The organism is Janibacter limosus NBRC 16128 (assembly GCF_001570985.1).
Taxonomy (GTDB): Bacteria; Actinomycetota; Actinomycetes; order Actinomycetales; family Dermatophilaceae; genus Janibacter; species Janibacter limosus.
The window spans coordinates 46,294-69,988 of record NZ_BCSS01000009.1; the positions used below are offsets into that span (position 1 = coordinate 46,294).

The 23,695-nt window shown below is 70.9% G+C and carries 23 protein-coding genes and 1 riboswitch; of the genes, 14 read left to right on the forward strand and 9 right to left on the reverse strand.

What is annotated here, in order from left to right; all coding sequences use genetic code 11:
- Window positions 1-11: 11 nt before the first annotated feature.
- Genes JLI01S_RS04990 through JLI01S_RS05005 form a run of 4 tightly spaced genes read right to left on the reverse strand, consistent with a single transcriptional unit; the run spans window position 12 to window position 4,326 of the window.
- Window positions 12-839, reverse strand: coding sequence for an undecaprenyl-diphosphate phosphatase (locus JLI01S_RS04990; RefSeq protein ID WP_068260914.1), 828 nt, complete (start codon window positions 837-839; stop codon window positions 12-14).
- A 2-nt stretch (window positions 840-841) separates the two neighbouring features.
- Entirely contained in the window at window positions 842-1,237 is a 396-nt protein-coding gene (locus tag JLI01S_RS04995) for a DUF4233 domain-containing protein (RefSeq protein ID WP_169797285.1), read from the reverse strand.
- A gap of 16 nt (window positions 1,238-1,253) precedes the next feature.
- Window positions 1,254-2,696, reverse strand: coding sequence for a bifunctional folylpolyglutamate synthase/dihydrofolate synthase (locus JLI01S_RS05000; RefSeq protein WP_068260929.1), 1,443 nt, complete (start codon window positions 2,694-2,696; stop codon window positions 1,254-1,256).
- A 19-nt stretch (window positions 2,697-2,715) separates the two neighbouring features.
- Window positions 2,716-4,326, reverse strand: a complete 1,611-nt coding sequence (locus tag JLI01S_RS05005; protein WP_157074831.1) for a bifunctional NAD(P)/FAD-dependent oxidoreductase/class I SAM-dependent methyltransferase — start codon at window positions 4,324-4,326, stop codon at window positions 2,716-2,718.
- Window positions 4,327-4,416: 90 nt separating this feature from the next.
- Between JLI01S_RS05005 and JLI01S_RS05010 the strand changes: the two genes are divergently transcribed.
- From JLI01S_RS05010 to JLI01S_RS05030, 5 genes are read left to right on the forward strand one after another with little or no spacing between them, the layout of a single operon-like run.
- On the forward strand, window positions 4,417-4,965 hold the full coding sequence (locus JLI01S_RS05010) for a helix-turn-helix domain-containing protein (protein ID WP_068260935.1): 549 nt from the start codon (window positions 4,417-4,419) through the stop codon (window positions 4,963-4,965).
- A 48-nt stretch (window positions 4,966-5,013) separates the two neighbouring features.
- Window positions 5,014-6,039, forward strand: a complete 1,026-nt coding sequence (locus tag JLI01S_RS05015; protein ID WP_068260938.1) for an iron-siderophore ABC transporter substrate-binding protein — start codon at window positions 5,014-5,016, stop codon at window positions 6,037-6,039.
- Window positions 6,040-6,049: 10 nt separating this feature from the next.
- On the forward strand, window positions 6,050-7,069 hold the full coding sequence (locus tag JLI01S_RS05020) for a FecCD family ABC transporter permease (protein ID WP_218005462.1): 1,020 nt from the start codon (window positions 6,050-6,052) through the stop codon (window positions 7,067-7,069).
- Window positions 7,066-8,121 (forward strand): FecCD family ABC transporter permease, encoded by a 1,056-nt coding sequence (locus tag JLI01S_RS05025; RefSeq protein WP_068260947.1) that lies wholly within the window; start codon window positions 7,066-7,068, stop codon window positions 8,119-8,121. Before JLI01S_RS05020 ends, JLI01S_RS05025 begins: the two co-directional genes overlap by 4 nt.
- On the forward strand, window positions 8,118-8,915 hold the full coding sequence (locus JLI01S_RS05030) for an ABC transporter ATP-binding protein (protein WP_157074832.1): 798 nt from the start codon (window positions 8,118-8,120) through the stop codon (window positions 8,913-8,915). The genes JLI01S_RS05025 and JLI01S_RS05030 overlap by 4 nt, the downstream gene beginning before the upstream one ends.
- Here JLI01S_RS05030 and JLI01S_RS05035 read toward each other — a convergent pair.
- Window positions 8,912-9,259, reverse strand: a complete 348-nt coding sequence (locus JLI01S_RS05035; protein ID WP_068260956.1) for a cupin domain-containing protein — start codon at window positions 9,257-9,259, stop codon at window positions 8,912-8,914. The genes JLI01S_RS05030 and JLI01S_RS05035 overlap by 4 nt on opposite strands.
- Window positions 9,260-9,312: 53 nt before the next feature.
- Here JLI01S_RS05035 and JLI01S_RS05040 point away from each other — a divergent pair, with 53 nt between their 5' ends.
- Window positions 9,313-9,648, forward strand: a complete 336-nt coding sequence (locus JLI01S_RS05040) for an ArsR/SmtB family transcription factor (RefSeq protein WP_068260959.1) — start codon at window positions 9,313-9,315, stop codon at window positions 9,646-9,648.
- Window positions 9,645-10,151 (forward strand): SRPBCC domain-containing protein, encoded by a 507-nt coding sequence (locus tag JLI01S_RS05045; RefSeq protein WP_068260962.1) that lies wholly within the window; start codon window positions 9,645-9,647, stop codon window positions 10,149-10,151. Before JLI01S_RS05040 ends, JLI01S_RS05045 begins: the two co-directional genes overlap by 4 nt.
- 30 nt (window positions 10,152-10,181) lie before the next feature.
- Here JLI01S_RS05045 and JLI01S_RS05050 read toward each other — a convergent pair whose 3' ends face one another.
- From JLI01S_RS05050 to ileS, 3 genes are read right to left on the reverse strand one after another with little or no spacing between them, the layout of a single operon-like run.
- Window positions 10,182-10,886, reverse strand: a complete 705-nt coding sequence (locus JLI01S_RS05050; protein ID WP_084349209.1) for an LrgB family protein — start codon at window positions 10,884-10,886, stop codon at window positions 10,182-10,184.
- Window positions 10,879-11,244, reverse strand: a complete 366-nt coding sequence (locus tag JLI01S_RS05055; protein ID WP_068260965.1) for a CidA/LrgA family protein — start codon at window positions 11,242-11,244, stop codon at window positions 10,879-10,881. The genes JLI01S_RS05050 and JLI01S_RS05055 overlap by 8 nt, the downstream gene beginning before the upstream one ends.
- Before the next feature lie 7 nt (window positions 11,245-11,251).
- On the reverse strand, window positions 11,252-14,563 hold the full coding sequence (ileS, locus tag JLI01S_RS05060; protein WP_068260968.1) for an isoleucine--tRNA ligase: 3,312 nt from the start codon (window positions 14,561-14,563) through the stop codon (window positions 11,252-11,254).
- Between the two features lie 296 nt (window positions 14,564-14,859).
- A riboswitch (cobalamin riboswitch) is annotated at window positions 14,860-14,927 on the forward strand.
- A 109-nt stretch (window positions 14,928-15,036) separates the two neighbouring features.
- On the opposite strand from ileS, the gene JLI01S_RS17625 reads away from it, so the two are divergent.
- From JLI01S_RS17625 to JLI01S_RS05090, 6 genes are read left to right on the forward strand one after another with little or no spacing between them, the layout of a single operon-like run.
- The gene (locus JLI01S_RS17625; RefSeq protein ID WP_068260971.1) at window positions 15,037-16,311 is read left to right on the forward strand and encodes a prenyltransferase/squalene oxidase repeat-containing protein; all 1,275 of its coding nucleotides are present in this window, start codon (window positions 15,037-15,039) and stop codon (window positions 16,309-16,311) included.
- Window positions 16,311-17,234: a hypothetical protein gene (locus tag JLI01S_RS17270; protein ID WP_068260974.1), complete on the forward strand. Its 924-nt coding sequence runs from the start codon at window positions 16,311-16,313 to the stop codon at window positions 17,232-17,234. The genes JLI01S_RS17625 and JLI01S_RS17270 overlap by 1 nt, the downstream gene beginning before the upstream one ends.
- An 8-nt stretch (window positions 17,235-17,242) precedes the next feature.
- The gene (locus JLI01S_RS05075; protein WP_157074833.1) at window positions 17,243-18,370 is read left to right on the forward strand and encodes an energy-coupling factor transporter transmembrane component T; all 1,128 of its coding nucleotides are present in this window, start codon (window positions 17,243-17,245) and stop codon (window positions 18,368-18,370) included.
- Window positions 18,367-19,992: an ABC transporter ATP-binding protein gene (locus JLI01S_RS05080; RefSeq protein ID WP_068260983.1), complete on the forward strand. Its 1,626-nt coding sequence runs from the start codon at window positions 18,367-18,369 to the stop codon at window positions 19,990-19,992. Before JLI01S_RS05075 ends, JLI01S_RS05080 begins: the two co-directional genes overlap by 4 nt.
- Window positions 19,989-20,783, forward strand: coding sequence for an ECF transporter S component (locus JLI01S_RS05085; protein WP_068260986.1), 795 nt, complete (start codon window positions 19,989-19,991; stop codon window positions 20,781-20,783). Before JLI01S_RS05080 ends, JLI01S_RS05085 begins: the two co-directional genes overlap by 4 nt.
- 24 nt (window positions 20,784-20,807) lie before the next feature.
- Entirely contained in the window at window positions 20,808-21,347 is a 540-nt protein-coding gene (locus JLI01S_RS05090; protein WP_068260989.1) for an NUDIX hydrolase family protein, read from the forward strand.
- On the opposite strand, the gene JLI01S_RS05095 is transcribed toward JLI01S_RS05090, so the two are convergent.
- Window positions 21,334-21,798 (reverse strand): MarR family winged helix-turn-helix transcriptional regulator, encoded by a 465-nt coding sequence (locus tag JLI01S_RS05095; RefSeq protein WP_068260992.1) that lies wholly within the window; start codon window positions 21,796-21,798, stop codon window positions 21,334-21,336. The two genes, JLI01S_RS05090 and JLI01S_RS05095, sit on opposite strands and share 14 nt — an antisense overlap.
- A gap of 84 nt (window positions 21,799-21,882) precedes the next feature.
- Here JLI01S_RS05095 and JLI01S_RS05100 point away from each other — a divergent pair, with 84 nt between their 5' ends.
- Window positions 21,883-23,691 (forward strand): ABC transporter ATP-binding protein, encoded by a 1,809-nt coding sequence (locus tag JLI01S_RS05100; protein ID WP_068260994.1) that lies wholly within the window; start codon window positions 21,883-21,885, stop codon window positions 23,689-23,691.
- Window positions 23,692-23,695: the final 4 nt, after the last annotated feature.

The window sequence follows — 23,695 nt, forward strand, 5'->3', positions numbered from 1 at the left end:
GCCCAGCGTAGTCACGCCGCGATCGTGCCCGTACCCAGCAGGGCGAAGAGGCCCAGAGCCAGCAGGATCCGGTAGATCATGAAGGGCGTGAAGGTGTGGGTCGTGATGTAGCGCATGAACCACGCGATGACCGCGTAACCGACCACGAAGGCGATGACGGTCGCGACGACGATCGGCCCCCAGCCGGTCTCCCCCGTGCCCTCGCCACCGGCGATCTTGACGACCTGGAGCCCACCGGACGCGATGACGGCCGGGATGGCGAGCAGGAAGCTGTAGCGGGCGGCCGTCACGCGGGTGTAGCCCATGAAGAGACCACCGGCGATCGTGCCGCCGCTGCGCGAGACGCCCGGGATGAGGGCCAGGGCCTGCCAGAGGCCGTAGAAGATGCCGTGCTTCCAGGTGAGGTCGGTCAGCTCGCGGCGTTGCGTGCCCACGCGCTCGGCGACCATGATGACGATCGCGAAGACGAGGAGCATCGTCGCGGTGATCCACAGGCTGCGCAGCGAGGTCTCGATCTGGTCCTGGAAGAGGATGCCGAGCAGGCCGATGGGGATGGTGCCGATGATGACCAACCAGCCCATGCGCACGTCGGGGTCGTCCTTGGCCACCTTGCCCGCGAGCGCGAGGAACCACTTGCGGATGATCGTCGTGATGTCGCGCCAGAAGTAGATGACCACCGCGGCCTCGGTCCCGAGCTGGGTGATGGCGGTGAAGGCCGCCCCGGGGTCCTCCTGACCGAGGAGCTGCCCGACGATCGAGACGTGTGCGCTGGAGCTCACGGGGAGGAACTCGGTGAGTCCCTGGACGAGTCCGAGGATCACGGCGGTGAGGAAGTCCACGGTCAGCTCTCCTGCTGGGTCATGGCCCGTGCGGCCTGTTCACGATCAACGCGCCGACCGACGTGCTGGCAGTAGCCGTAGAGCAGCGCGAAGACGATGCCGACGACGAACATCATGCCGACGAAGAATCCGGACAGGATGGAAAAAGCCTGAACGGCCCATCCGAGAGCGGGCCCGAAGGGCCGGCGCATGAGTCCCGCGGCGACGATCGCGAGGACCGCGAGGATGCACATGAGGACGAAGGGGGTCAGGCCGGCGAGCACAGCACCCTGGTCCGGGTCGAGGCCCCGGCTGGCGAGCGCACCGAAGAAGATGACCAACCCCTGGCCACCGAGGACGGTGGCGAGCATCCGCCACATGAACTTGCCCTGCGGGCGCGGGCGATCGTCTGGAGTCACGGGGGTCAAGAGTAGGTCAGTCCTCGTCCTCGACCTCGATCGGCACCTCGACCGGGCGCCGCGTGGGCTGCTCGACATCGGTGACGCCCAGGAGCAGGCGCACCTCGGCGACGGTGACGATGGAGCCGGTCGCGACGACGCCGCCGGCGACTCCCCCTTCGTCCGCCAGCTGGGCCGCGTGGTCGAGCGCGTCGGGCAGCTCGGCGATCACGGTGACGCGGTGGTCGCCGAAGACCTCCGCCGCGATCTCACCGAGCCGGTCCGGGCGCATGGCCCGCGGCGAGGTGGAGCGGGTGACGACGATCTCGTCGAGGGCGGGCTCGAGGGCCTCGAGGATCCCGACGACGTCCTTGTCCTTGAAGATCGAGACGACGCCCACGAGGTGGGTGAAGGTGAAGGAGTCCTCGAGCGCCTCCGCGAGCACCGCAGCGCCGTGCGGGTTGTGGGCCGCGTCCACGATGACCGTGGGACTGCGGCGCACGATCTCCAGGCGGCCCGGCGAGGTGGCCGAGGCCAGCCCGGCGGCGAGGACCTCCTCCGTGAGGGGCTGCTCTCCCCCACCGATGAAGGCCTCGACGGCAGCGACCGCGAGCGCGGCATTGCTCGCCTGGTGGGCGCCGTGCAGGTTGAGCAGCAGATCCGGGTGCTCGCCGGCGATCCCGCGCAACGAGACCATCTGACCACCGACCGCGACCTCGCGGGTGAGCACGCCGAAGTCGATCCCCTCGACCTTGAGCTGCGCGCCGACCTCGTCGGCCCGCTCGCGCAGGATCGACATGACCTCCTCGTCCTGGGGCGCGCTGACGGTGATGGCGTCGGGGTGGATGATCCCCGACTTCTCCGTGGCGATCTCCTCGATCGAGTTGCCGAGGAAGTGCTGGTGGTCGATCCCGATCGGGGTGATGACCGCGACGTCCGCCTCGACGACATTGGTCGCGTCCCACGAGCCGCCCATGCCGACCTCGACGATCGCGACGTCGACGGGGGCGTCGGCGAAGGCGGCATAGGCCAGCGCGACGAGGACCTCGAAGTAGGTCATCCGCGGCCCCTCCTCCGAGACCGAGCGGGTGTCGACCGCGTCGACGAAGGGGGCGATGTCCGCCCACGCGGCGAGGAAGGCCTCGCGGGTGATCAGCTCGCCGCCGATGGTGATCCGCTCGCGGATGTCCTGCAGGTGCGGGGAGGTGAAGCGCCCGGTCTTCAGACCCGACTCGCGCAGGATCGACTCGATGATCCGCGCCGTGGACGTCTTGCCGTTGGTCCCCGTGACGTGGATGACCGGGAAGGTGCGCTGCGGCTCACCGAGCAGGTCCATGACCGCACGGATGCGGTCGAGGCTGGGCTCGAGGTCGTGCTCGGGCGCGCGCTCGAGGATGCTGTCCTCGACCTGGCGCATCCGCTTGCGCAGCTCGAGATCGGCGGTGGCCTGGCGCTGGGCGGCATCGGGGGCGGGACTCATACGGGCGATTGTCCCATCGTCAGGCACCGCGTCGCGCATGCAGGACGACGTCGTGCACGTGGTGGGTGGAGACAGCGCCCGCCGGGCGCTCACGACGGTCGTTGACCGCGACGGTCCAACCCGGCCGCTCGGCGATGGCGGCCACGAGCTCTTCGGTGTGGACGAAGGCCTTGTGGTCGAAGGGCCGGGTCTGCTCGACGTCGTCCCGGTCTGCAGCCGCGTCCATGTCCTGCGTGTCGTGGTTGATGACGACGAGGCGACCCCCCGGTGCCACGGCGTCGAGCACATTGGCCACGCCACGCCCGTCCGGGGTCCGCGGGAAGGACGCGTAGGCCGCGGTGACCAGGTCGTGCTGCCTACCGCCGAAGGGGGTCGACGCGTTGGCGTCGGCCTGCAGCAGCGCGATCTCGAGCCCGCGGTCGCGAGCGGCTGCGCCGACCCGCTCCAGGGCCAGTGCGGAGATGTCGCTGGCAGTCACCTGCCAGCCCTGCTGTGCCAACCAGATGGCGTCTCCCCCTTCGCCCGCGCCGACATCGAGAGCGGTGCCGGGTGCCAGGCCCTCGACCTCGGCGACCAGCGACCCGTTGGGGTTGCCGCTCCACTGCAGGTCGCCGGAGTAGCGCCCGTCCCAGTCCGCGGCGTGCGCGCTGGGTCGGGCGGCTGCCTGCAGGTCCTCGTGAGCGAGGTCGAAGCTGACCATGCTGCCCACCCGGCTCCCCGCCGCCGCGGTGGGCAGGACCTGCAGCATCGGCTCGGCGAGCGTGCCGGCGACGTAGACGCCCGGGACGGCCGTCGCGCCCGTCATGGCGTCGGCCTCGACGTAGGTGGCGACCCCGCTCGGGTGCTCGCTGGCGACCAGCCCCACCCCGGCGAAGGGGGCGACCCGGGCATGCAGGCGAGTCCCGATGAGGACGGTGTCGGCGTCGATGATGCTGCCGTCCTCTAGCCGGATGCCCCGCAGTGCGCGGGCGTCGTCATCGACCACACCGGCCGCGCGCGCCACGACGACCCGCACGTCGGCGTCCCGCAGCACCTGGAGCTGGGGCTCGTCGGCGGGCACGCCCTCGTGGACGAGCACCGTGAGGTCGTCGGTGAGCTGGCGCAGCAAGGGGAGCGGGTGCAGACCCATCGGCGAGGTCACGAGGGAGATGATCCGCTGGTCGCGGGCCTCGTACCCGTGGCAGAAGGGGCAGTGGATCACCGCACCGCCCCAGTGCTGTGCCAGCCCCGGGACATCGGGCAGCTCGTCGCTCAGCCCGGTGGCGGCGACGACGCGCCGGGCGTGCACGACGTGCCCGCCGGTGAGCTCGACACGGAAGCCGGTGTCGTCGCGCGTCACTGCCGTGGCCCGCCCGGTGAGCACCTCCGCACCGTAGGAGCGCACCTCCTCACGGGCGATCCGCAGGAAGTCGGCCGGCGAGCGACCTTCGTGGCCGAGGTAGCTGTGCATCTGGTCGGCCGGGGCGTTGCGGGGCTCACCCGAGTCGATGACGATGACCGACCGGCGCTGGCGGGAGAGCTGCAGGGTCGCGGCGAGGCCGGCGGCGGAGCCACCGACGACTGCGACGTCGACGTGGCGCTCGATGAGTTGGGACGCGGGGGTGCTGGAGTGCTGGTGGGTGGTGTTCATGCCATTCACCGTAGGCCTGCCTGGCGTATAGTGCATAGTTGCTTGCAGTATTCGCAAGAGCCGCCTGGCCAGGACGTCCGAGGAGGACCCATGAGTGAGATCGAGCAGACCGTCCGCACGCGACTGCGTGGCCTGCGCCGGGCACAAGCCCTCTCGCTCGACGACCTGGCCGAGCGCTCGCACCTCAGCCCCTCGACGATCAGTCGCATCGAGACGGGCAAGCGGGCGATCAGCCTGGACGTGCTCCTCCCCCTGGCCCGCGCCCTGCGCACGGACGTCGAGACCCTGCTCGCCGAGGACATCGACGAGGACGTCGTCATCCGTCCGACACCGACGCGTGAGGACGGCCGCACGACGTGGATGCTCACCAAGGCGACTGGCACGACGACGGCGATGAAGGTGCGCCTCGAGCCGAGCACCCGCAGACCCGAGCAGCAGGTCCACCCCGGGCACGACTGGTTCTTCGTCCTCGAGGGACGAGTCCAGCTCTTCCTCGGCGAGCGGACCATCATCGTGGAGTCGGGCGAGGCCGCCGAGTTCGAGACGATGACCCCCCATTCCTTCATCGCCGTCGGGGGCCCGGCCGAGGTGATCATGATCTTCGACCGGGACGGGCACCGGGTGCACCGCCACGACTGACTGTAGGTTAGCCTCTCCTAACCATTCATCGACTTCAGAGGTCCGACCATGCCCTTGCCCCGCCTGCGCACCACCGCTGCCGCCACCCTGATGACCGCCGCGCTCGCCCTGAGCGCTTGCGGGAGCTCCGGCTCCTCCGACGCCGACTCGACGTCGGGCGACTCCGACTTCAACGTGAGCATCAAGTCCTCCCTCGGCACCGCCGAGATCACGCAGAAGCCGGAGAAGGTCGTCACGCTCGGTCAGGGCTCCACCGAGACCTCGATTGCCCTGGGCACCATCCCGGTCGGCATGGAGGAGTACGCGTGGGCGGCGGACGAGAGCGGGTACACCCCGTGGGTCAACGAGGCCGTCACGGACGAAGGGGGCACCCTCCCCGCGTTCGTCGGTGCCGGTGAGGAGCTCGACCTGGAAAAGATCGTCGAGCTCGAGCCCGATGTCATCCTCGCCCCGTGGTCCGGCATCACCCAGGAGCAGTTCGACGAGCTGAACAAGATCGCGCCGACGGTCGCCTACCCGGACAAGGCGTGGAGCATCGACTGGGACGAGCAGATCGAGATCATCGGCAAGGCGCTCGGCGAGGAGGAGGCGGCCAAGGGCCTGATCGCCGACCTCGACAAGCAGCTGGCCGACGAGGCGAAGAAGCACCCCGAGTGGGCCGACTACACCTTCTCCTACATCTACACCACGCCCGACACCCTCGGGGTCTTCCTCCCGACCGAGCAGCGCGCCGACATCGTGCGCAAGCTGGGTCTGAAGAGCGACCCGGCCGTGGACACGATGAAGGAGACCGAGGGCACCGACTCCGCGGTCATCGGGTACGAAAACGCTGACAAGCTCAACAACAGCGACCTGATCTTCACCTTCTACAGCGACCCCAAGGCCAAGAAGCAGGCCCTGGACAACGAGCTCTACGCCTCGATCCCGGCGATCAAGAAGGGCGCCGTCGTCTCCAGCGACGACAACCCCTTCGTCACCGCCTCCTCGATGATCAACCCGCTCACCGTGCCCTACACGCTCGAGCGCTACCCCGAGATGATCGACCAGGCCATCGCCAAGGCCGACAAGAAGTGACCCTGCGCTGGTGACGAGCAGTACCACCGCCCGACGCACCCCACGGACCGCCCTGGTCCTCGTGGGGTGCGTCGCGGTGCTCGCGCTCGTCTGCCTGCTCTCCCTCGCCGTCGGATCGAAGGCCACCTCGCTGCCGGAGGTGATCGGTGCCCTCACCGGACGACCCGACACCTATCTGGCGACGGTCCTCGACTCGCGCATCGAGCGCACGCTCCTCGCCCTCGGGGTGGGGGCCGCGCTCGCCCTGTCCGGGGCCCTGATGCAAGGGGTGACCTCCAACCCGCTCGCCGACCCCGGCCTGCTGGGCATCAACGCCGGCGCGGCTGCCGCGATGGTCACTGCCAGCGCCTTCTTCGGGGTCGCCACGGGCTCGACCGCCTCGGCCTGGGTGGCCCTGCTCGGCGGCGGGATCGCCGCCCTGGTCGTCCACACGATCGGCACCGTGGGGGGTGGAGGTGCGAGCCTGGTGCGCCTCGTCCTGGCCGGCGCGGTCGTCGCGGCCGTCCTCAATGCCTATGTGCAGGGACTCGCGCTGTCGATGCCCCAGTACTTCGACAACTACCGCTTCTGGGTCGTCGGCTCCCTGGGCGACGGCGGCCTCGACCACCTGAGGTCGGTGGCCCCCTTCCTCCTCGTGGGCCTGGTCCTCGCGCTCCTCTCGGCCAGCGGCCTGAACGCCCTCGCCCTGGGGTCGGACACCGCGACCGGGCTGGGCGTCAACACGACCCTGCTGCGCGTCACCGCACTTGGTGCGGCGACCATGCTCTGTGCGGCGGCCACGGCCGCGGTCGGACCGATCGCCTTCGTCGGTCTGGCCGTGCCCCACATCGTGCGCTCCCTCGTCGGCCTCGACGTGCGCCGTCAGCTCATCACCTGCCTGCTCGTCGGACCGATCGTCCTGCTCGGGGCGGACATCATCGGTCGGGTCGTGCTGCGGCCCCAGGAGCTGATGGTGGGCGTGGTGACCGCCTTCGTCGGCGCACCCGTGCTCCTGCTGGCCGTCCGACGCCTCGGGAAGCGGGCCGCATGAGTGCCCCGTGGACCATCTCCGAGCCGGTCGTGCGCCTGGGCCGGCATGTGCGAGTACCGGTGCGACGCAGGGCGGCCCTCCTGGGCCTCGTCCTGCTGGTCCTCGTCATCGGCGCGATCCTCGCCACGTTGTCCTTGGGCCGCTTGGGCATCCCTGTCGCCGAGCTCCCGGCGGGCATCGCCGATGTCCTCGGCGGCGACGCCCACGGCAAGGCCACCTTCGTGCTGGGCAACCTCCGGGGGCCGCGACTAGCTGTCGCGCTCGGTGCGGGCGCGGCCCTGGGAGCCTCCGGCGCGCTCTTCCAGTCGGTGACGCGCAACCCCCTCGGCAGCCCCGATGTCATCGGGGTGAGTGCCGGAGCCGGGGCCGGAGCCGCCTTCGTCGGGCTGCTCATGCCGAGCGCCACGTCGATCGTCCTCGGCTCGGTGGCCGGCGCCGCGCTCGCCGTCGGCCTCGTCGCCGTGAGCACCGGGACCGGCCTGTCCAACCCCATGCGGATGATCCTCGCCGGCATCGGCGTCTCCGCGATGGCCTATGCCTTCACCCAGTACGTCGTCTACGTCGTCGCCCGGGACAAGGCCTCGGTACTCGCGGCCTACATCAACGGCAGCCTCAATGCCCGTGGCTGGGACCAGGCAGCGACGATCTGGGTCATCCTCGCCGTGACGGCCGTGCCGTTGACGCTGCTCTCGGTGCCGCTCGGGATGACCGAGATGGGCGACGAGGTCGCGGCCTCGCTCGGCGTGGAGTCAGGCGCCGTCCGGCGTCGGGCGGTACTCCTCTCGGTCCTGCTGGCCGGCGGCGCCGTCGCGGTCGCCGGACCCATCTCCTTCGTCGCCCTGACCGCACCACACATCACCCGCAGGCTGGCGCGCAGCGCCCGCCCACTGCTCGGCCTGTCAGCCGTGATGGGAGCACTGCTGCTCGTCCTGGCCGACCTGGCCACCCAGCAGGTCCCGCTCTTCGACGGGCTGCCCGTCGGCATCCTCACGCTCGCGATCGGCGGCGTCTACCTCGGCGTCCTGCTGGTCGGTGAATGGAGAAAGTCATGACACCCCCTTCGCCCCTCGCGGCTGAGCAGATCACCGTCGGCTACGGCGGTGACCCCGTCATCCCCGCTCTCGACCTCGACGTGCAGCGGGGCGACTTCATGGTCATCGTCGGTCCCAACGGGTGCGGCAAGTCGACGCTGCTGAAGGCCCTCGCGCGGGTCAACCGGCCATCGGCGGGTCACGTGCGGCTGGACGGGGAGGACGTGCACCGGATGCGCGGTCGCGCCGTCGCGCAGCGGGTCTCGCTGCTGCCGCAGAGCGCCGTCGCACCCGAGGGGATCACGGTCGCCGAGCTCGTCGCCCGCGGTCGACACCCGCACCACTCCCTGCTGCGCCAGTGGTCGCCCGACGACGAGAGCGCCATCGCCGCGGCGCTGGAACGCACCCACCTGAGCGACCTCGCGGACACTGCGGTCGACTCCCTCTCCGGGGGGCAGCGCCAGCGTGTCTGGGTCGCCATGATCCTCGCCCAGGACACAGAGGTGATCCTGCTCGACGAGCCGACGACCTTCCTCGACATCGCGCACCAGTACGAGCTGCTCGAGCTCTTCGCCGAGCTCAACCGCGAGGGACGCACGATCGTCGCGGTGCTGCACGACCTCAACCAGGCAGCTCGCTTCGCCTCACGTCTGGTCGTCATGAGCAAGGGGAGGATCTGCGGCGACGGCGATCCGACCACGGTCCTCACGGCCCAGCTCGTGCGCGAGGTCTTCGGCCTCGACGCAGATGTCGTCGCCGACCCGCAGGCCGGCACGCCGATGGTCATCCCCCACGTGCGTCCCGCATCCGCCTAGACAGATGCGGGTGGGGCGGCCGCAGGGTCGAGCATGACGAGCTGGAAGATCGCGTCGGTGACGCCCCGCACCTCGTGCGGGACGCGGGCGTCGAGGTTGGCGACGACACCCCGGGTGAGCCTCACCGACTGGTCCCCCGCGACGAACTCGATCTCCCCCTCGAGGCACTGGACGAGGATCGGGAAGGCGGCCGTGTGCTCGGCGAGCACCTGCCCGGCGGCGAAGCGCATCATCACCACGCGCGCGCCGTGACCGATGAGCGCCTTCTTCACCCCGGGCCGGTCCCCCTTGCCCTCGGGAGCCAGCTCGAGCAGTCCGTCCGCGGAGTACAGGGTCGTGTCCATACCCTCAGGCTAGTCATTGACAGGTGACCATATGGTCACCTAATGTCGATGGCGTGAGCGATGACGACCTCGTGTTCAAGGCCCTGGCGGACCCCGTCCGCCGGATCCTGCTGGACGCACTCTTCGAGCAGGACGGGCGCACCCAGTCCCAGCTCGAGGCGGTCGTGCGCGAGCACGTGGAGATGACGAGGTTCGGCGTGGCCAAGCACCTGCGGCTGCTCGAGGAAGCGAACCTCGTCGTCACCCGCAAGGAGGGACGGAGCAAGCTGCACCACCTCAACGCCGTCCCCATCAGGGCGATCCACGACCGGTGGATCGGCAAGTACACGGCGGCGCGGGCCTCCGCGCTGCTCGATCTGAAGCGAGCACTGGAAGAGGACGAGTCATGAGCGAGACCCAGATCCACCGCATCTTCATCAACGCCACCCCGGAGCGCGTGTGGGAGGCGATCACGACACCGGAGTTCACCCGGCTCTACGGCTACACCGGCGACGTGGACTACGACCTCTCCCCCGGCGGCCACTACGAGCACCGGGCGAGCGACGAGATGAAGTCCATGGGCATGCCCGATGTCGTCGTCACCGGAGAGGTCCTCGAGTCCGACCCGCCTCGCCGGCTCGTCCAGACCTGGGGCCCGGTCTGGATCCAGGACGAGGAGCCGGGCACCGTCACCTGGGACATCGAGCCCACTGCCGACGGCGCCACCCGGCTCACCCTCACGCACGACCTCACCGGTCGCCCGACGACCGCGGAGCAGGTGGCCGGCAACCCCGACCCGATGGGTGCTGGTGGCGGCGGCTGGCCGTGGGTCCTCTCCGGGATCAAGTCGGTCCTGGAGACCGGCAAGCCGATGGAGTCCGGCGTGTGGGAGCGGCAGGCCGACGCCGTCTGACGGGAGGCGAAGGGAGGTCGGTCCCCGCGCTCAGAGCAGCGCGACGACCACGGGCACGAGGATGCTCGTCAGCAGGGCCGTCAGGCCCATCGCCAGCCCGGCGAAGGCTCCCTCGACGATGCTGTCGTGCAGCGACCTCGAGGTGCCGACACCGTGCGAGACCGCACCCATCGCGAGGCCACGGACGCGTCGGTCCTGCACCCCGAGCCGGTCGAGCAGCCACGGGCCGAAGACGGCCCCGAGCATCCCGGCGAGCATGGTGAAGACTGCGACGAGGGCCGGTACACCGCCGATCCCCTCGGCGATGGCGATCGCCACGGGGGTGGTGGCGGCCTTGGGCGCGATGGTGTTCTGCAATGCCTCCCCTCCCCCGAGGGCGCGGACGGTGAGGACCGCCGAGCCGATGGAGACGAGGGCGCCGGCGGGCAGGGCGACGGCCAGGGGCAGGGCCATCTCGCGCAGGTGGTGCGCCTGACGGTGCAACGGGACCGCGAGCGCGACCGTCGCCGGCCCGAGGACCAGGTGGATGAGCTGCCCGCCGGTCATGTACGTGTCGTAGTCGATCCCGAGCACGGCGAGCAGGGCGATGATGAGCGCCGCAGCGACAAGCACCGGTTGGGCGAGCGGGTGGCCGTGGGTGCGCGCGCGCACCCACAGCCCCGCCCGGTAGGCGAGCAGGGTGACGAAGACCCACGTGAGCGGCGAGCCCCTCAGGAAGTCGAGTGCCTCAGTCATCGACCTCGACCCCCGTCTCGCGTCGTCGGGCCAGCCGCGAGGCCAGCACCGCCACGGTCACCAGGCCCGCGGCCCAGGAGAGCCCGAGACCACCGGCGATCGGCAGCCACTGCTGCCCGATCTCGCTGGCGTGGACCATGATCCCCACCGAGACGGGTACGAAGAACAGCTGCAGGTGCCGCAGCAGCCCGTCGGAGAAGCGCAGGGTGCCCGACTCGGGCCCCGGCCGGCGCAGGGACAGCACCCCGAAGAGGAGCACCATCCCGACGACCGGGCCGGGGATCGAGATGCCGAGCGAGCGCACCAGGACCTCGCCGACGAGCTGACAACCGAGCACCCACAGGATGCCGTTGATCATCGAGGCGTCACAGACGCGTGACCTTGATCCGCACCCGCTCGCTCCCGGAGAGCTCGGTCTCGACGACACCATCGCCCAGGGGCAATGCCTCGAGGTTGGGTGCCGAGCCGAACTGACCAGCGAGGGTCTCGTCGACGATCAGGCTCTGGTGGGCGACGGTCGCCTCCCACACCGGCTGGCTGCCGGTGATCGTCAGGCTGATCCGGTCGGAGACCTCCAGGCCGGCCTGCTTGCGGGCGTCCTGCACGGCGCGGACGACATCGCGGGCCAGGCCCTCCGCGGCGAGCTCGTCGGTGACCTCGGTGTCGAGGACGATGAAGCCACCCACGGAGCCGGGGAGCATCGCGGTGGCGCGCTGGCTCCCTTCGTCATCGGCCGCGACGGTCTCGAGCGTGTACTCGCCCTCGACCAGGTCGATGCCGCCAGCGGTCACGGTGCCGTCCTCGGCGACCGACCAGTCCCCGGACTTGGAGCCCTTGATCGCCACCTGCACCTGCTTGCCCAGTCGCGGGCCGGCGGCGCGGGCGTTGACCGCGAGCTTCTGGCTCACGCCGAACTCCTGCGCGGCAGAGTCGCCGATGTCGAGCAGGCTCACCTGACGGACGTTGACCTCGTCGGCGATGATCGCGCCGAAGTCGGCGAGCTTCGCCGCGTGGGGCACGACGACCGTGAGGTCGCTCAGCGGCAGGCGGTTGCGCAGCTTGTTGGCCTTGCGCAGGCCGCTCGCGGAGCTGCAGACGGCGCGGGCGGTGTCCATCGCCACGACGAGGTCGTGGTCGGCGGGCAGCTGCTCGGCCTGCGGCCAGTCGGCGAGGTGCACGGAGCGCTCCCCCGTCAGGCCGCGCCAGATCTCCTCGGTCGTCAGCGGGAGAAGGGGGGCGGCGACGCGGCAGAGCACCTCGAGCGCCGTGTAGAGAGTGTCGCAGGCGGCCTCCGCGTCAGCGCGGTTGGAGCCCGTGGCCCAGAAGCGCTCGCGGCTGCGCCGGATGTACCAGTTGGTCAGCACATCGGTGAAGCTGCGGGTCGCGTCGCAGGCACCCGCGATGTCGTAGGCGTCCATGCGCGCGGTGGCGTCCTCGACGAACTCGCGCAGCTTGGCCAGCAGGTACCGGTCGAGCGGGTCGGTGGAGTCGGTGGACCACTTCGCCTCGTAACCGGACCCGTCAGCACCCCCGAGCGCGTTGGCGTAGAGGGAGAAGAAGGACCACGAGCTCCACAGCGGGAGCAGGACCTGACGCACGCCCTCGCGGATGCCCTGCTCGGTGACGACGAGGTTGCCGCCACGCAGGATCGGGCTGGACATGAGGAACCAGCGCATGGCATCGGCGCCGTCGCGGTCGAAGACCTCGGAGACGTCCGGGTAGTTGCGCAGCGACTTGGACATCTTTTGCCCGTCGTTGCCCAGGACGATCCCGTGGCTGATGACGGAGGAGAAGGCCGGACGGTCGAAGAGCGCGGTGGCCAGGATGTGCAGCGTGTAGAACCAGCCGCGCGTCTGACCGATGTACTCGACGATGAAGTCGCCCGGGAAGTGGTGCTCGAACCAGTCGGCATTCTCGAAGGGGTAGTGCACCTGGGCATAGCTCATCGACCCGGAGTCGAACCACACGTCCAGGACGTCCTCGACGCGGCGCATCGTGCTCTTGCCGGTCGGGTCGTCGGGGTTGGGCCGGGTCAGGTCGTCGACGAAGGGACGGTGCAGGTCGGGCTCACCGTCGGCACCGAGTGGGAGGCGGCCGAAGTCGCGCTCGATCTCCTCGAAGGAGCCGTAGACGTCCAGACGGGGGTAGGCCGGGTCGTCCGACTTCCACACCGGCACCGGGCTGCCCCAGAAGCGGTTGCGGGTGATCGACCAGTCGCGCGCATTTTCCAGCCACTTGCCGAACTGACCGTGCTTGACGTGCTCGGGCGTCCAGGTGATCTGCTCGTTGTTGGCGAGCATCTTGTCCTTGATCGCCGTGACCTCGACGAACCAGGACTCGACGCCCTTGTAGATCAGCGGCTGGCGGCAGCGCCAGCAGTGCGGGTAGGAGTGCTCGTAGGTCTCGCGGCGCAGCAGGATCGTGCCGGGGCTGACCGAGTCGGCCTGCTCCCCTCGCGTGGTCGCCTTGAGCGCGTCGATGATCGGGCCATTGGCGTCGAAGACGAGCAGGCCGGCGTAGTCGGTGACGGGCGCGGTGAAGGTGCCGTCCTTGGCCACCGGCATGACGGCCTCGATGCCCTCACGGTCGGTGACCTCCTTGTCGACCTCACCGAAGGCGCCGGCGGTGTGGACCATGCCCGTGCCGTCGGTGGTCGTGACGGCGTCGTCCGCGGCGACGACGCGGAAGGCGCCAGCGTGACCGGCGTAGTACGACATCGGCGGGGTGTAGGTGCGGCCCAGGAGCTGCGCACCGGTGTAGCGGCCGACGATGCTCGGCTCCTCGCCCAGCTCGCGGGCGTAGTGGGTCAGACGGGCCTCGGCGAGCACGTACTTGGCGGTGCTCCCGTCGACACCGGGGACCGGCGCCTCGACGACGACGTAGTCGATCTCGGAGCCGACCATGACCGCCAGGTGGCTCGGGAGGGTCCACGGGGTCGTCGTCCAGACGAGCAGGTGGGCGCCGTCGAGCACCGGGTCCTCGCCGGTCGTGTCCATCTGCAGACCGACGGTGACCGCCGGGTCCTGGCGCTGCTGGTAGACGTCGTCATCCATCCGCAGCTCGTGGTTGGACAGCGGCGTCTCGTCCTGCCAGCAGTACGGCAGCACGCGGAAGCCCTCGTAGACCAGGCCCTTGTCGTACATCGACTTGAAGGCCCAGATGACCGACTCCATGAAGCCGGGGTTGAGCGTCTTGTAGTCGTTGTCGAAGTCGACCCAGCGCGCCTGCCGGGTGACGTAGTCACGCCAGTCACCCGTGTACTTCAGCACCGACTCGCGGCAGACCTCGTTGAACTTCTCGATGCCGAGCTCGCGGATCTCGTCGGTCGTCTTCAGCCCGAGCTGGCGCATCGCCTCGAGCTCGGCCGGCAGACCGTGGGTGTCCCAGCCGAAGCGCCGCTCGACGCGCTTGCCGCGCATCGTCTGGTAGCGCGGGACGACGTCCTTGACGTAGCCGGTGAGCAGATGGCCGTAGTGCGGCAGACCGTTGGCGAAGGGGGGTCCGTCGTAGAAGACGAACTCGTTGGCCCCGTCCTCTCCGGTCTCGCGCGCGTCGATCGAGGCCTGGAAGGTCCCGTCGGCCTCCCAGTAGCTCAGGACCTGCTTCTCGAGGTCGGGAAAGCTGGGGGACGTGACGACGGTGGTCGCGTCAGTGGTGGAGACCTTGGGGTAGGTCATCGCTGCGGCTCCGGGGGTGCTCGGCGTGGTCATTGCCACGAGGACGATGGCTGGGCCACCGCGGTACCACCCCGCTTGTCCACCCCCAACGCGAGCGAAGGGGGGAGACCGCTCTTGGTCGATCGGCCGTCACGTGACCATCCGTCCGGGTCTAGTGAGGATCAACGCCCTGTGTGGGGCCGATCCCGTTCTTCCGGAGGCTCGCCGCTGATGACGGCTCGAGCGCCTGTGGGCCCCAGTGTAGCCCCGGGGTAGCATGGGCCTCGCACTGCCGAGAGGCAGTCGCGACCCAGACGGGGGAAGCCGGTGTGACTCCGGCGCTGACCCGCAACCGTGAGCCGTCCGTCGGCGAGCCGGAGCACCCATGGATCGCGAGGCTCCGCCACACCCGTCGAGGACCACGGGTCGAGCCCCAGACGCACTCCGCGCCCGGGTCACGACCACCAGGTCCCCGCCCGAAAGGTCGCTCCACGATGCGTTCGCTCCCTTCGCTCGCCCTCACCGCCACGATCGGCGTCGCCGGTCTGGCCCTGGCACCCGCTGCCTCGGCGGCCACTCCCGACGACTCCGTCGCCTACCTCGCCGCCCAGCTCGAGGCCGGCGACGACCGACTCGTCGTCGAGTCGGGCGGACAGTCCTATGACGACCTCGGGCTGACCATTGACGCGGTCCTGGGCATGTCAGCGGCTGGTACCGGGGGCGACGCCTCCGCGGCGGCCACCGACTACGTCGTCGCCAATGCCGGCAGCTACTACGGCTTCGGCGAGGAGATCTACTCCGCGGCCAACGGCAAGCTGCTCACCTTCGCCAGCGCCCGTGGCCTGGACCCCCGCTCCCTCGGCGGTGTCGACCTCGTCGCGCAGCAGCTTTCGCTCGAGGCCGACACCGGCCAGTTCGTCGACCAGTCCCAGTGGGGCGACTACTCCAACACCCTGGGCCAGTCCTTCGGGATCATCGGCCTGAAGCGGGCCGGCACCAACCCCACGCCCGCATCGATCGACTTCCTCCTCGCGCAGCAGTGCGACGACGGCGGCTTCAGCCTCGAGTTCAAGGACGGCTGCATCTCCGACCCCGACGCCACCTCGACGGCCGTCCAGGCGCTCGACGTCGTCGGCGGCCACGACGCCGCGGTGCAGGACGCGGCCGACTACCTCGAGGCTCGCCAGGACAGCAGCGGCGGTGTCGGCGGCGGCTCGACCACCGAGGGCAGCAATGCCAACAGCACCGGGCTCGCCGCGACCGCCCTGCGCATCGCCGGGCGCGACGACACCCGCGCCCAGGCCCTCGCCTATCTCGACACGCTGACCTTCGGGTGCGACACCCCCGCACTCGCCGGCGCCGTCGCCTACAACCGGGCCGACTTCGACGCTGCCGTGGCCAAGGGAGCCCAGGCGGCGCCCGACGGCACCATCACCCGCTCCACCACCCAGGCACTGCTCGGCCGCACCGACCAGTCCTATGCCACCGTCACCTCCGCCGGCCAGGCCGCGGCCACCCCGGACCTCGACTGCGCCGCGCCGGCCCCCGGCGACGACACGGACGCCGGCTCCGGCGACAGCGACGACACGGGCACGGGCACGGGCACGGGCACGGATGAGCCCGTCGCCCAGCCCGAGATCCCCGCGGTCGTGCAGACCGACGGGGTCACCTCCACCACCCCCGTCTGGGCCCTGGGTCTGGGCACCGGCCTCCTCGCCGTCGGCGTGACCCTCGCGGCGCGGCGCCGGGCGGTTGCGCGGGTGCGCTGATGCGGCGACTGCTCGCCGGTCTCGGCGTGACCGCTCTCCTCACGGGGGGCGGTCTCGCCCTGTCCTCCCCCGCCCAGGCGGCTGCCTGCAATGGCACGAGCGGCGTGACCGTCGTGGTGCAGAGCGCCACGTCGACCGATGTGCGCTGCGCGGCGGGCGACCCCGCCACGGCCGGTGCGGCCCTGGAGTCCGCCGGCTTCGCGGTCGAGCGCGTGCAGAACCAGCCCGGCGCCGTCTGCACGATCAACGGACTGCCCAACATCTCCTGCGGTCGCATGCCCCCGGCCGACAACTACTGGGCCTTCCACCACGCGAGCGCGGGTGGGCCCTGGCAGTACTCCAGCTCCGGCATCTACCTGCACGACCCGGCACCGGGCAGCGCCGTGGCATTCCGCCTGGGCACCAATGCGTCCCCGAGCGTGGCGCCGCCCGCGGCAGCCTCGACGTCGACGGCGAAGCCCTCGTCCAGCACCATGGCTGCACCGACGACCTCCGCACCGCGGGCGAGCACCGACCCTGCCGGCGGTGGATCCACCGCGGCACCCAGCGGCGGCTCGACACAGGGCCCGGGGCGCACGTCGTCGCAGGGTGCTCCTGCTGCGTCGTCCACCCAGGGCACGTCAGCCGCCTCCTCGGCGGCCTCGTCGTCGGCCCGGGCCTCCGCGTCCAAGGACAAGGCCTCGAAGAAGGCCGAGGCGGCAGCCGTCCGGAAGAAGGCCAAGGACAAGAAGTCCTCGACGTCCAGCACCTCCGGCACCGCGACCGCGTCCTCGACGAGCGGCGTCGATGGTGAGACCACCAGTGCCGCAGGGGCCGAGTCCGACTCCGGCAGCGGCGCGCTCGTGCCCACCGCCATCGGTGGCGGTTTGCTCGTCGTCCTCGGCGGCGGCGCCCTCACCATGGCACGACGCCGGGAACACTGACCCCCTTCGTGCTCTCCTCGACACCGCGGGCCGTCCACCCCGGGGCCTGGTGGCTCTGGGCCATCGGCCTCGCGGTGGCGGTCTCGCAGACGACCAACCCGCTCGTGCTGCTGCTCGCGGCGGCGGTGGTGACCTTCGTCGTCATGGCCCGACGGGCCAACACCCCGTGGGCGCGCGCCTTCACCCTCTATGCCGTGCTCGGCGGCTTCATCATCGTCCTGCGGGTGCTCCTGCACATCCTCGTCGGCCTCAAGTGGGGCGAGATCGTCCTGGTGCCGCTGCCCGAGATCGAGCTGCCGGGCTGGGCCGCCGGGATCAACCTGCTGGGCGACCTGCGACTCGAGGGACTGCTCGCGGCCCTCTTCGAGGGGATGCGGCTGGCCGCGATGATCCTGTGCGTCGGCGCCGCCAATGCCCTGGCCGACCCCAAGCGGCTGCTCGCCGCACTGCCGGGCGCCCTGCAGGAGATCGGGACCGCGATCGTCGTCGCGATCAGCGTCGCGCCGCAGCTCGCCGAGTCGGTGCGTCGCGTGCACCGGGCCCGGCTGCTGCGCGGGGACAGCGCACGCGGGCTGCGCTCCATCCGCCGCGTCGCGATGCCCGTCCTGGAGGACACCCTCGAGCGGTCGATGGCGCTGGCCGCCTCGATGGACTCGCGCGGCTACGGTCGCCGCGGCGAGACCTCCCCCGCCCGGCACCAGCTCACCGGGCTGCTCACGCTCGGTGGCCTGCTCGGCATGGCGGTCGGCAGCTACGGCCTGCTCGACGCGACGAGCCCCGACTGGATGGGGCTGCCCCTCCTGCTCGTCGGCGTCGTCCTCGGCGCCCTGGGTCTGGCCAGCGGGTCCGCAGCCGTCTCCCGCACGACCTACCGGCCCTCCCCCTGGCGCACCCCGGAGACCGTGACCGCGATGTGCGGGCTGCTGGCTGCGGTGGCGGCACTGGCGAGCGCACACTGGGAGCCGAGGGCCCTCACCATGCCGCTGTCACCGCTCGGGGCGCCCCCGCTGCCGTGGGCCCTCACCCTGGGGCTGCTCATCGCGCTCCTGCCGGCTGCGCTCACGCCGCCCCCACCGGTGACCCGCGAGCGCGACCGCGTCCGACGGACCACCACGACCGAAGGGAGCCACTCATGAGCTGGTCGCCCGAACCCGCCGTCGTCTTCGAGGACGTGACGCTCACCTACGACGACAGCGGCGCCCCCGCGCTCGCCCATGTCGACCTGGTGATCGAGGAGGGCGAGCTCGCGCTCGTCGTCGGCCGCACCGGGTCGGGCAAGTCGACCCTGCTGGGCGCGATCAACGGGCTCGTCCCCCACTTCACCGGGGGTCACCTCACGGGCAGGGTCCTCGTCAGTGGGCGGGACACCGCGACGCACAAGCCCAGGGACCTCGCCGATGTCGTCGGCGTCGTGGGCCAGGACCCGCTCGCCGGTTTTGTCACCGAGACCGTCGAGGCCGAGCTCGCCTATGGCATGGAGCAGCTCGGGCTGCCCCCCGAGACCATGCGCCGCCGCGTCGAGGAGGTCCTCGACGTCATGGACATCGCCGACCTGCGCGATGCCCCTCTGCGTGACCTGTCCGGCGGTCAGCAGCAGCGTGTCGCGATCGGATCGGTCCTCACGCAGCACCCCCGCGTCATCGTCCTCGACGAGCCCACCTCCGCCCTCGACCCGACCGCGGCCGAGGACGTCCTGGCCGCGATCTCGCGCCTGGTCCACGACCTGTCGACGACCGTCATCGTCGCCGAGCACCGGATCGAGCGGGTCATCCACCACGCCGACTCGGTCATCCACGTCGTCGACGGTCGGGTCGAGCACGGTGCGCCGGCGCAGATGATGGTCACCTCGAGCGTCGCCCCACCCGTGGTCGAGCTGGGCCGATGGGCCGGGTGGTCGCCCCTGCCGCTGTCGGTGCGCGATGCACGACGCGCGGCGGGCCCCCTTCGCCGGCAGATCGGTGAGATCCCCTCGCCCGCACCGCCACCGGAGCAGCCGGGCGGCCTCGAGGCGAAGGGAGTGACCGTCCGGCACGGCCGACTGGTCGCCGTCGACGACGTGGACCTGACGCTGCGCCCCGGGACCATCACCGCACTGATGGGCCGCAACGGCGCCGGCAAGTCCTCACTCCTGTGGGCCCTGCAGGGCTCGGGTGCCCGGTTCGCCGGGAGCGTGTCCCTCGACGGCACCGACCCCGCCGAGCTCAAGCCCGCAGCACGACGCACGCTCGTCGGACTGGTGCCGCAAACACCCGGCGACCTGCTCTACCTCGAGAGCGTCGGGAGTGAGTGCGAGCGCGCCGACCTCGATGCCGGCGCCACGGGCGGCACCTGCGCGGCGCTGCTCGAGGAGATCGCACCGGGCATCCCGGCCAGTCGCCACCCGCGCGACCTGTCCGAAGGACAGCGGCTCTCCCTCGTCCTCGCCGTCCAGCTCACCGCGGACCCCCCGGTCGTGCTGCTCGACGAGCCGACCCGAGGACTGGACTACACGGCCAAGGCCGCGCTGTCGCGGGCACTGCGCTCCCTGGTCGAGCGGGGCCGGGCGGTCCTGCTCTCCACGCACGACGTCGAGTTCGTCGCCGAGGCCGCCGACCGGGTCGTCATCATGGCCGACGGCGAGATCATCGCCGACGGGCCGACGGCGGATGTCGTCATGTCCTCCCCCGCCTTCGCGCCGCAGGTGGCCAAGGTCCTGGCCCCTGCCCCGGTGCTGACGGTCGCAGACGTCCGATCTGCCGTCCGGGACGGCTCGACATGAGCACCACCACCGTGACCGGTCGTCGTGCGGTGGAGCTGCGGCCCCGCGCGGTGATCGCCATCGCGATCACGAGCGTGGCGGGTCTCTTCGCCTTCCTCTGGCCCCTCTTCGTCTCCCCGGAGAGCGGACTCTCGCACTCCGGGGATGCGCCGCTCGTCTTCGCCGCGATCCTCATCGGCGTGCTCGCCGTCGTCCTGGCAGAGGTGAGCGACGGCGGGTTGGACACCAAGGCCGTCGCGATGCTCGGCGTGCTCTCGGCGGTGGGCGCCGCCCTTCGTCCCCTGGGTGCCGGAACGGCTGGTCTGGAGACCGTCTTCTTCCTGCTCGTCCTCGCCGGGAGGGTCTTCGGGCCCGGGTTCGGCTTCGTCCTCGGGGCGACGACCCTCGCCTCGAGCGCCCTCATCACGGCGGGTGTGGGTCCGTGGCTGCCCTTCCAGATGCTCGCCGCCGCGTGGGTCGGTCTCGGCGCGGGCCTGCTCCCGCGGGCGAAGGGAGCCACCGAGATCGTCATGCTGTGCTGCTACGGCGCGGTCAGCGGACTGCTCTACGGGGCGGCGCTGAACTTCTCCTTCTGGCCCTTCACCGTCCAGGGCGAGGAGGCGCTGAGCTTCGTCGCGGGAGCACCGATCGCGGAGAACCTCGCCCGATTCCTCGCCTTCGACCTGGCGACCTCGCTGGGCTGGGACCTCGTGCGTGCCCTGACCAATGTGGTGCTCATCGCCCTCACCGGTCGCGCGATCCTGACCTCGTTGCGCCGCGCCGCGCGGCGCGCCTCCTTCTCCTCGGGCTGAGGGGCGTCTGCGAGGATGACGGGCATGCAGGCGGATCTGGACCGACAGGAAGCGTGGCTCAGCCACGAGGAGCTCGACGGTGTCCGCGGACGCGTGCCGATCCTCTACGTGGCCGCCGTCCCCGTGCGGGTCGCGGACAACGGTGACGTCGTCGGCGTCGGCCTGCTCCTGCGGGCCTCCGACACCGGCACCATGGACCGCGAGCTGATCGCTGGCCGGGTCAACTACCACGAGCGGGTGCGCGACGCCCTCGTGCGCCACCTGGAGAAGGACCTGGGTCCGATGGCCCTGCCGTCGATCCCCGCCTCACCGGTGCCCTTCACCGTGGCGGAGTTCTTCCCGACGCCGGGCGTCACCCCCTTCCACGACCCACGACAGCACGCGGTGGCGCTGAGCTTCATCGTGCCGGTGCGCGGCGACTGCGCCCCGCAGCAGGACGCCCTCGACCTGGCCTGGCTCACCCCCGACGAGGCCGGCGAGATCGGGCTGCAGGCCGAGATGTCCGGTGGTCACGGCGCACTGCTGCGTCAGGCACTCGCCCACCTGGGCGTCAACTCCTACTGACGCCGCTCCCCGGGTCGAAGGTGTCCTCGAGGCTCGTCAGTGCGTCCGCGAGCGCGGCGCGCTGGACGGGCGTGAGCGAACCCATCCGGTCGCCCATGGTGCGTCGTCGTGCCTCGTGCACGGCCGCCCAGACAGCATGTCCGGCCTCGGTCACGAGGACCACGCTCGCCCGACGATCCGCCGGGTCGGGCTGTCGCGCGACATAGCCCTTGGCCTCGAGCGCGTCGACGACATCGGTCACCGAGCGCGGTGCGATGCGCAGGGCGTCGGCCAGGTCCCTCAGTCGTGGGGCGTCCTGCCGATCCGCGGCCACCCGCAGCGCGCGGGCCTCGTGCGGCGACAGGTCGTGCGCGGACAGGTCGACCATCCACGCCCGACGCAGCCCGCGAGCCACCCGCAGCAGCTGCTCACCGAGGTCCTCCGAGCCCTGACCGGGTGTCCGCGTCGTCATGGGTCCACGATATCCACGTTGCCACCTTCCCTCATAGTGAGGTAACCTCAGCACTACGAATTGAGACAACCGAAAGGGGCCCGCATGGACACCCCGAAGAACAGATCCCGCCGGATCGACCCGCAGGATCGCGCCCAGCTCGCCGAGAGCCCCGTGAGCGCCCGCCGGGTCATCGCCTACTTCCGCCCCCACCGCTGGCAGGTCGCCGTGGTCGTGGGCCTGATCGTGGCCAGCTCGCTGATCTCGATGGCCTCCCCCTTCCTCCTGCGCGCCATCATCGATGACGCCCTCCCCCACCAGGACGTGCGCCTGCTGCTCCTCGCCGTCGGCGGGATGCTGCTGGTCACGATCGCGACCGCGCTCATCGGCGTGCAGCAGACGTGGATCTCCACGCGCGTCGGACAAGCAGTCATGCACCGGCTGCGCACGGATGTCTTCACCCACCTGCAACGCCAGGCGATGAGCTTCTTCACCCGGACCCGCTCCGGCGAGATCCAGTCACGCATCACCCAGGACGTGGCCGGCATGCAGTCGATCGTCACGAGCACCGCCGTGTCGATCGCCTCCAACCTCACGACCGCGATCGCCACGGCCGTCGCGATGGTCGCCCTCAGCTGGCGACTGTCCCTGCTCTCCCTCCTCGTGCTCCCCCCGGCCATCTGGACCACGCGCAAGGTCGCCCTCGCCCGCCGCGAGATCACCGCCAAGCGCCAGCGCCGCCTGGCCGACCTGCAGGCGCAGGTCTCCGAAGAGCTGTCCGTGAGCGGTGCCCTGCTGTCCAAGACCCTCGGCACCGCCGAGCGCGGCGCTGCCGGCTTCACGCAGACCTCGACCGATCTCGTCGGGCTCGAGGTGCGCTCCGAGCTCGCCGGTCGCTGGCGGATGGCAACGATGTCGATCGTCTTCGCCGGGATCCCGGCCCTGATCTACCTGGCTGCCGGCCTGCCCGTGACGAGCGGAGGCATGACGATCGGCACGATCATCGCCTTCACCACGCTGCAGTCGGGCATCTTCCGACCGATCATGGGCCTGCTCAATGTCGGTGCCTCGTGGGTCGCTTCGATGGCCCTCTTCAGCCGGGTCTTCGGCTATCTCGACCTCCAACCCGAGGTCGTCCCACCGCTGGAGCCGGTCGACATCGACCCCACGACCGTCCGCGGTGAGCTGCGCATCGACGGCGTCTCCTACGGATACCCCGACAGCGACCGGCTCGCGCTGGACGACGTGTCGGCCACCGTGCCGGCCGGCGCCCACCTGGCTCTCGTCGGCGCCACCGGCAGCGGCAAGTCGACCTTGGCGTCGCTCCTCGTGCGCCTCGCCGACCCCACGACCGGGAGGGTCACCATCGACGGGGTCGACTTGCGCGACATCGACCCGCAGACGCTCACCCAGATCGTCGGCATCGTCACCCAGGAGACCTACCTCGCCCACGACACGATCCGGGCCAACCTCCAGCTCGCCGACCCCGACGCCACCGAGGCCCGACTGTGGCAGGCCCTCGCGACCGCCCAGGCCGCAGACCTCATCGCCGGGTTGCCCGATGGCCTGGACACCGTCGTCGGAGCACGCGGTCACCGCTTCTCCGGTGGCGAGAAGCAGCGCATCGCGATCGCCCGCACACTCCTGCGCGACCCTGCGGTCCTCGTCCTCGACGAGGCCACCAGCGCGCTGGACAACGACACCGAGCGTGAGCTGCAGACGGCGCTCGACGCCCTGGCCCGAGGCCGCACGACGGTCACCATCGCCCACCGGCTGAGCACCATCGAGTCCGCGGACGAGATCCTCGTCCTCGCGGGCGGACGGGTCGTCGAGCGAGGTGAGCACACCGCACTCGTCGCGAGCGGCGGTGCCTACGCCCGGCTGGCGGGGAGTGACCTGGCCCTGACCGCCTGACGCC

What these genes read in the sequence shown, in the direction of transcription:
- JLI01S_RS05090 (WP_068260989.1), top strand. Translation starts at nt 20,808, where the DNA reads ATGCAGGCGGATCTGGACCGACAGGAAGCGTGGCTCAGCCACGAGGAG.
- JLI01S_RS05055 (WP_068260965.1), bottom strand. Translation starts at nt 11,244, where the DNA reads ATGATCAACGGCATCCTGTGGGTGCTCGGTTGTCAGCTCGTCGGCGAG.
- JLI01S_RS05045 (WP_068260962.1), top strand. Translation starts at nt 9,645, where the DNA reads ATGAGCGAGACCCAGATCCACCGCATCTTCATCAACGCCACCCCGGAG.
- JLI01S_RS05035 (WP_068260956.1), bottom strand. Translation starts at nt 9,259, where the DNA reads ATGGACACGACCCTGTACTCCGCGGACGGACTGCTCGAGCTGGCTCCC.
- JLI01S_RS05015 (WP_068260938.1), top strand. Translation starts at nt 5,014, where the DNA reads ATGCCCTTGCCCCGCCTGCGCACCACCGCTGCCGCCACCCTGATGACC.
- JLI01S_RS05010 (WP_068260935.1), top strand. Translation starts at nt 4,417, where the DNA reads ATGAGTGAGATCGAGCAGACCGTCCGCACGCGACTGCGTGGCCTGCGC.
- JLI01S_RS05025 (WP_068260947.1), top strand. Translation starts at nt 7,066, where the DNA reads ATGAGTGCCCCGTGGACCATCTCCGAGCCGGTCGTGCGCCTGGGCCGG.
- ileS (WP_068260968.1), bottom strand. Translation starts at nt 14,563, where the DNA reads ATGACCTACCCCAAGGTCTCCACCACTGACGCGACCACCGTCGTCACG.
- JLI01S_RS17270 (WP_068260974.1), top strand. Translation starts at nt 16,311, where the DNA reads ATGCGGCGACTGCTCGCCGGTCTCGGCGTGACCGCTCTCCTCACGGGG.
- JLI01S_RS05000 (WP_068260929.1), bottom strand. Translation starts at nt 2,696, where the DNA reads ATGAGTCCCGCCCCCGATGCCGCCCAGCGCCAGGCCACCGCCGATCTC.
- JLI01S_RS05050 (WP_084349209.1), bottom strand. Translation starts at nt 10,886, where the DNA reads ATGACTGAGGCACTCGACTTCCTGAGGGGCTCGCCGCTCACGTGGGTC.
- JLI01S_RS05030 (WP_157074832.1), top strand. Translation starts at nt 8,118, where the DNA reads ATGACACCCCCTTCGCCCCTCGCGGCTGAGCAGATCACCGTCGGCTAC.
- JLI01S_RS05100 (WP_068260994.1), top strand. Translation starts at nt 21,883, where the DNA reads ATGGACACCCCGAAGAACAGATCCCGCCGGATCGACCCGCAGGATCGC.
- JLI01S_RS05080 (WP_068260983.1), top strand. Translation starts at nt 18,367, where the DNA reads ATGAGCTGGTCGCCCGAACCCGCCGTCGTCTTCGAGGACGTGACGCTC.
- JLI01S_RS05095 (WP_068260992.1), bottom strand. Translation starts at nt 21,798, where the DNA reads ATGACGACGCGGACACCCGGTCAGGGCTCGGAGGACCTCGGTGAGCAG.
- JLI01S_RS17625 (WP_068260971.1), top strand. Translation starts at nt 15,037, where the DNA reads ATGCGTTCGCTCCCTTCGCTCGCCCTCACCGCCACGATCGGCGTCGCC.
- JLI01S_RS05005 (WP_157074831.1), bottom strand. Translation starts at nt 4,326, where the DNA reads ATGAACACCACCCACCAGCACTCCAGCACCCCCGCGTCCCAACTCATC.
- JLI01S_RS05085 (WP_068260986.1), top strand. Translation starts at nt 19,989, where the DNA reads ATGAGCACCACCACCGTGACCGGTCGTCGTGCGGTGGAGCTGCGGCCC.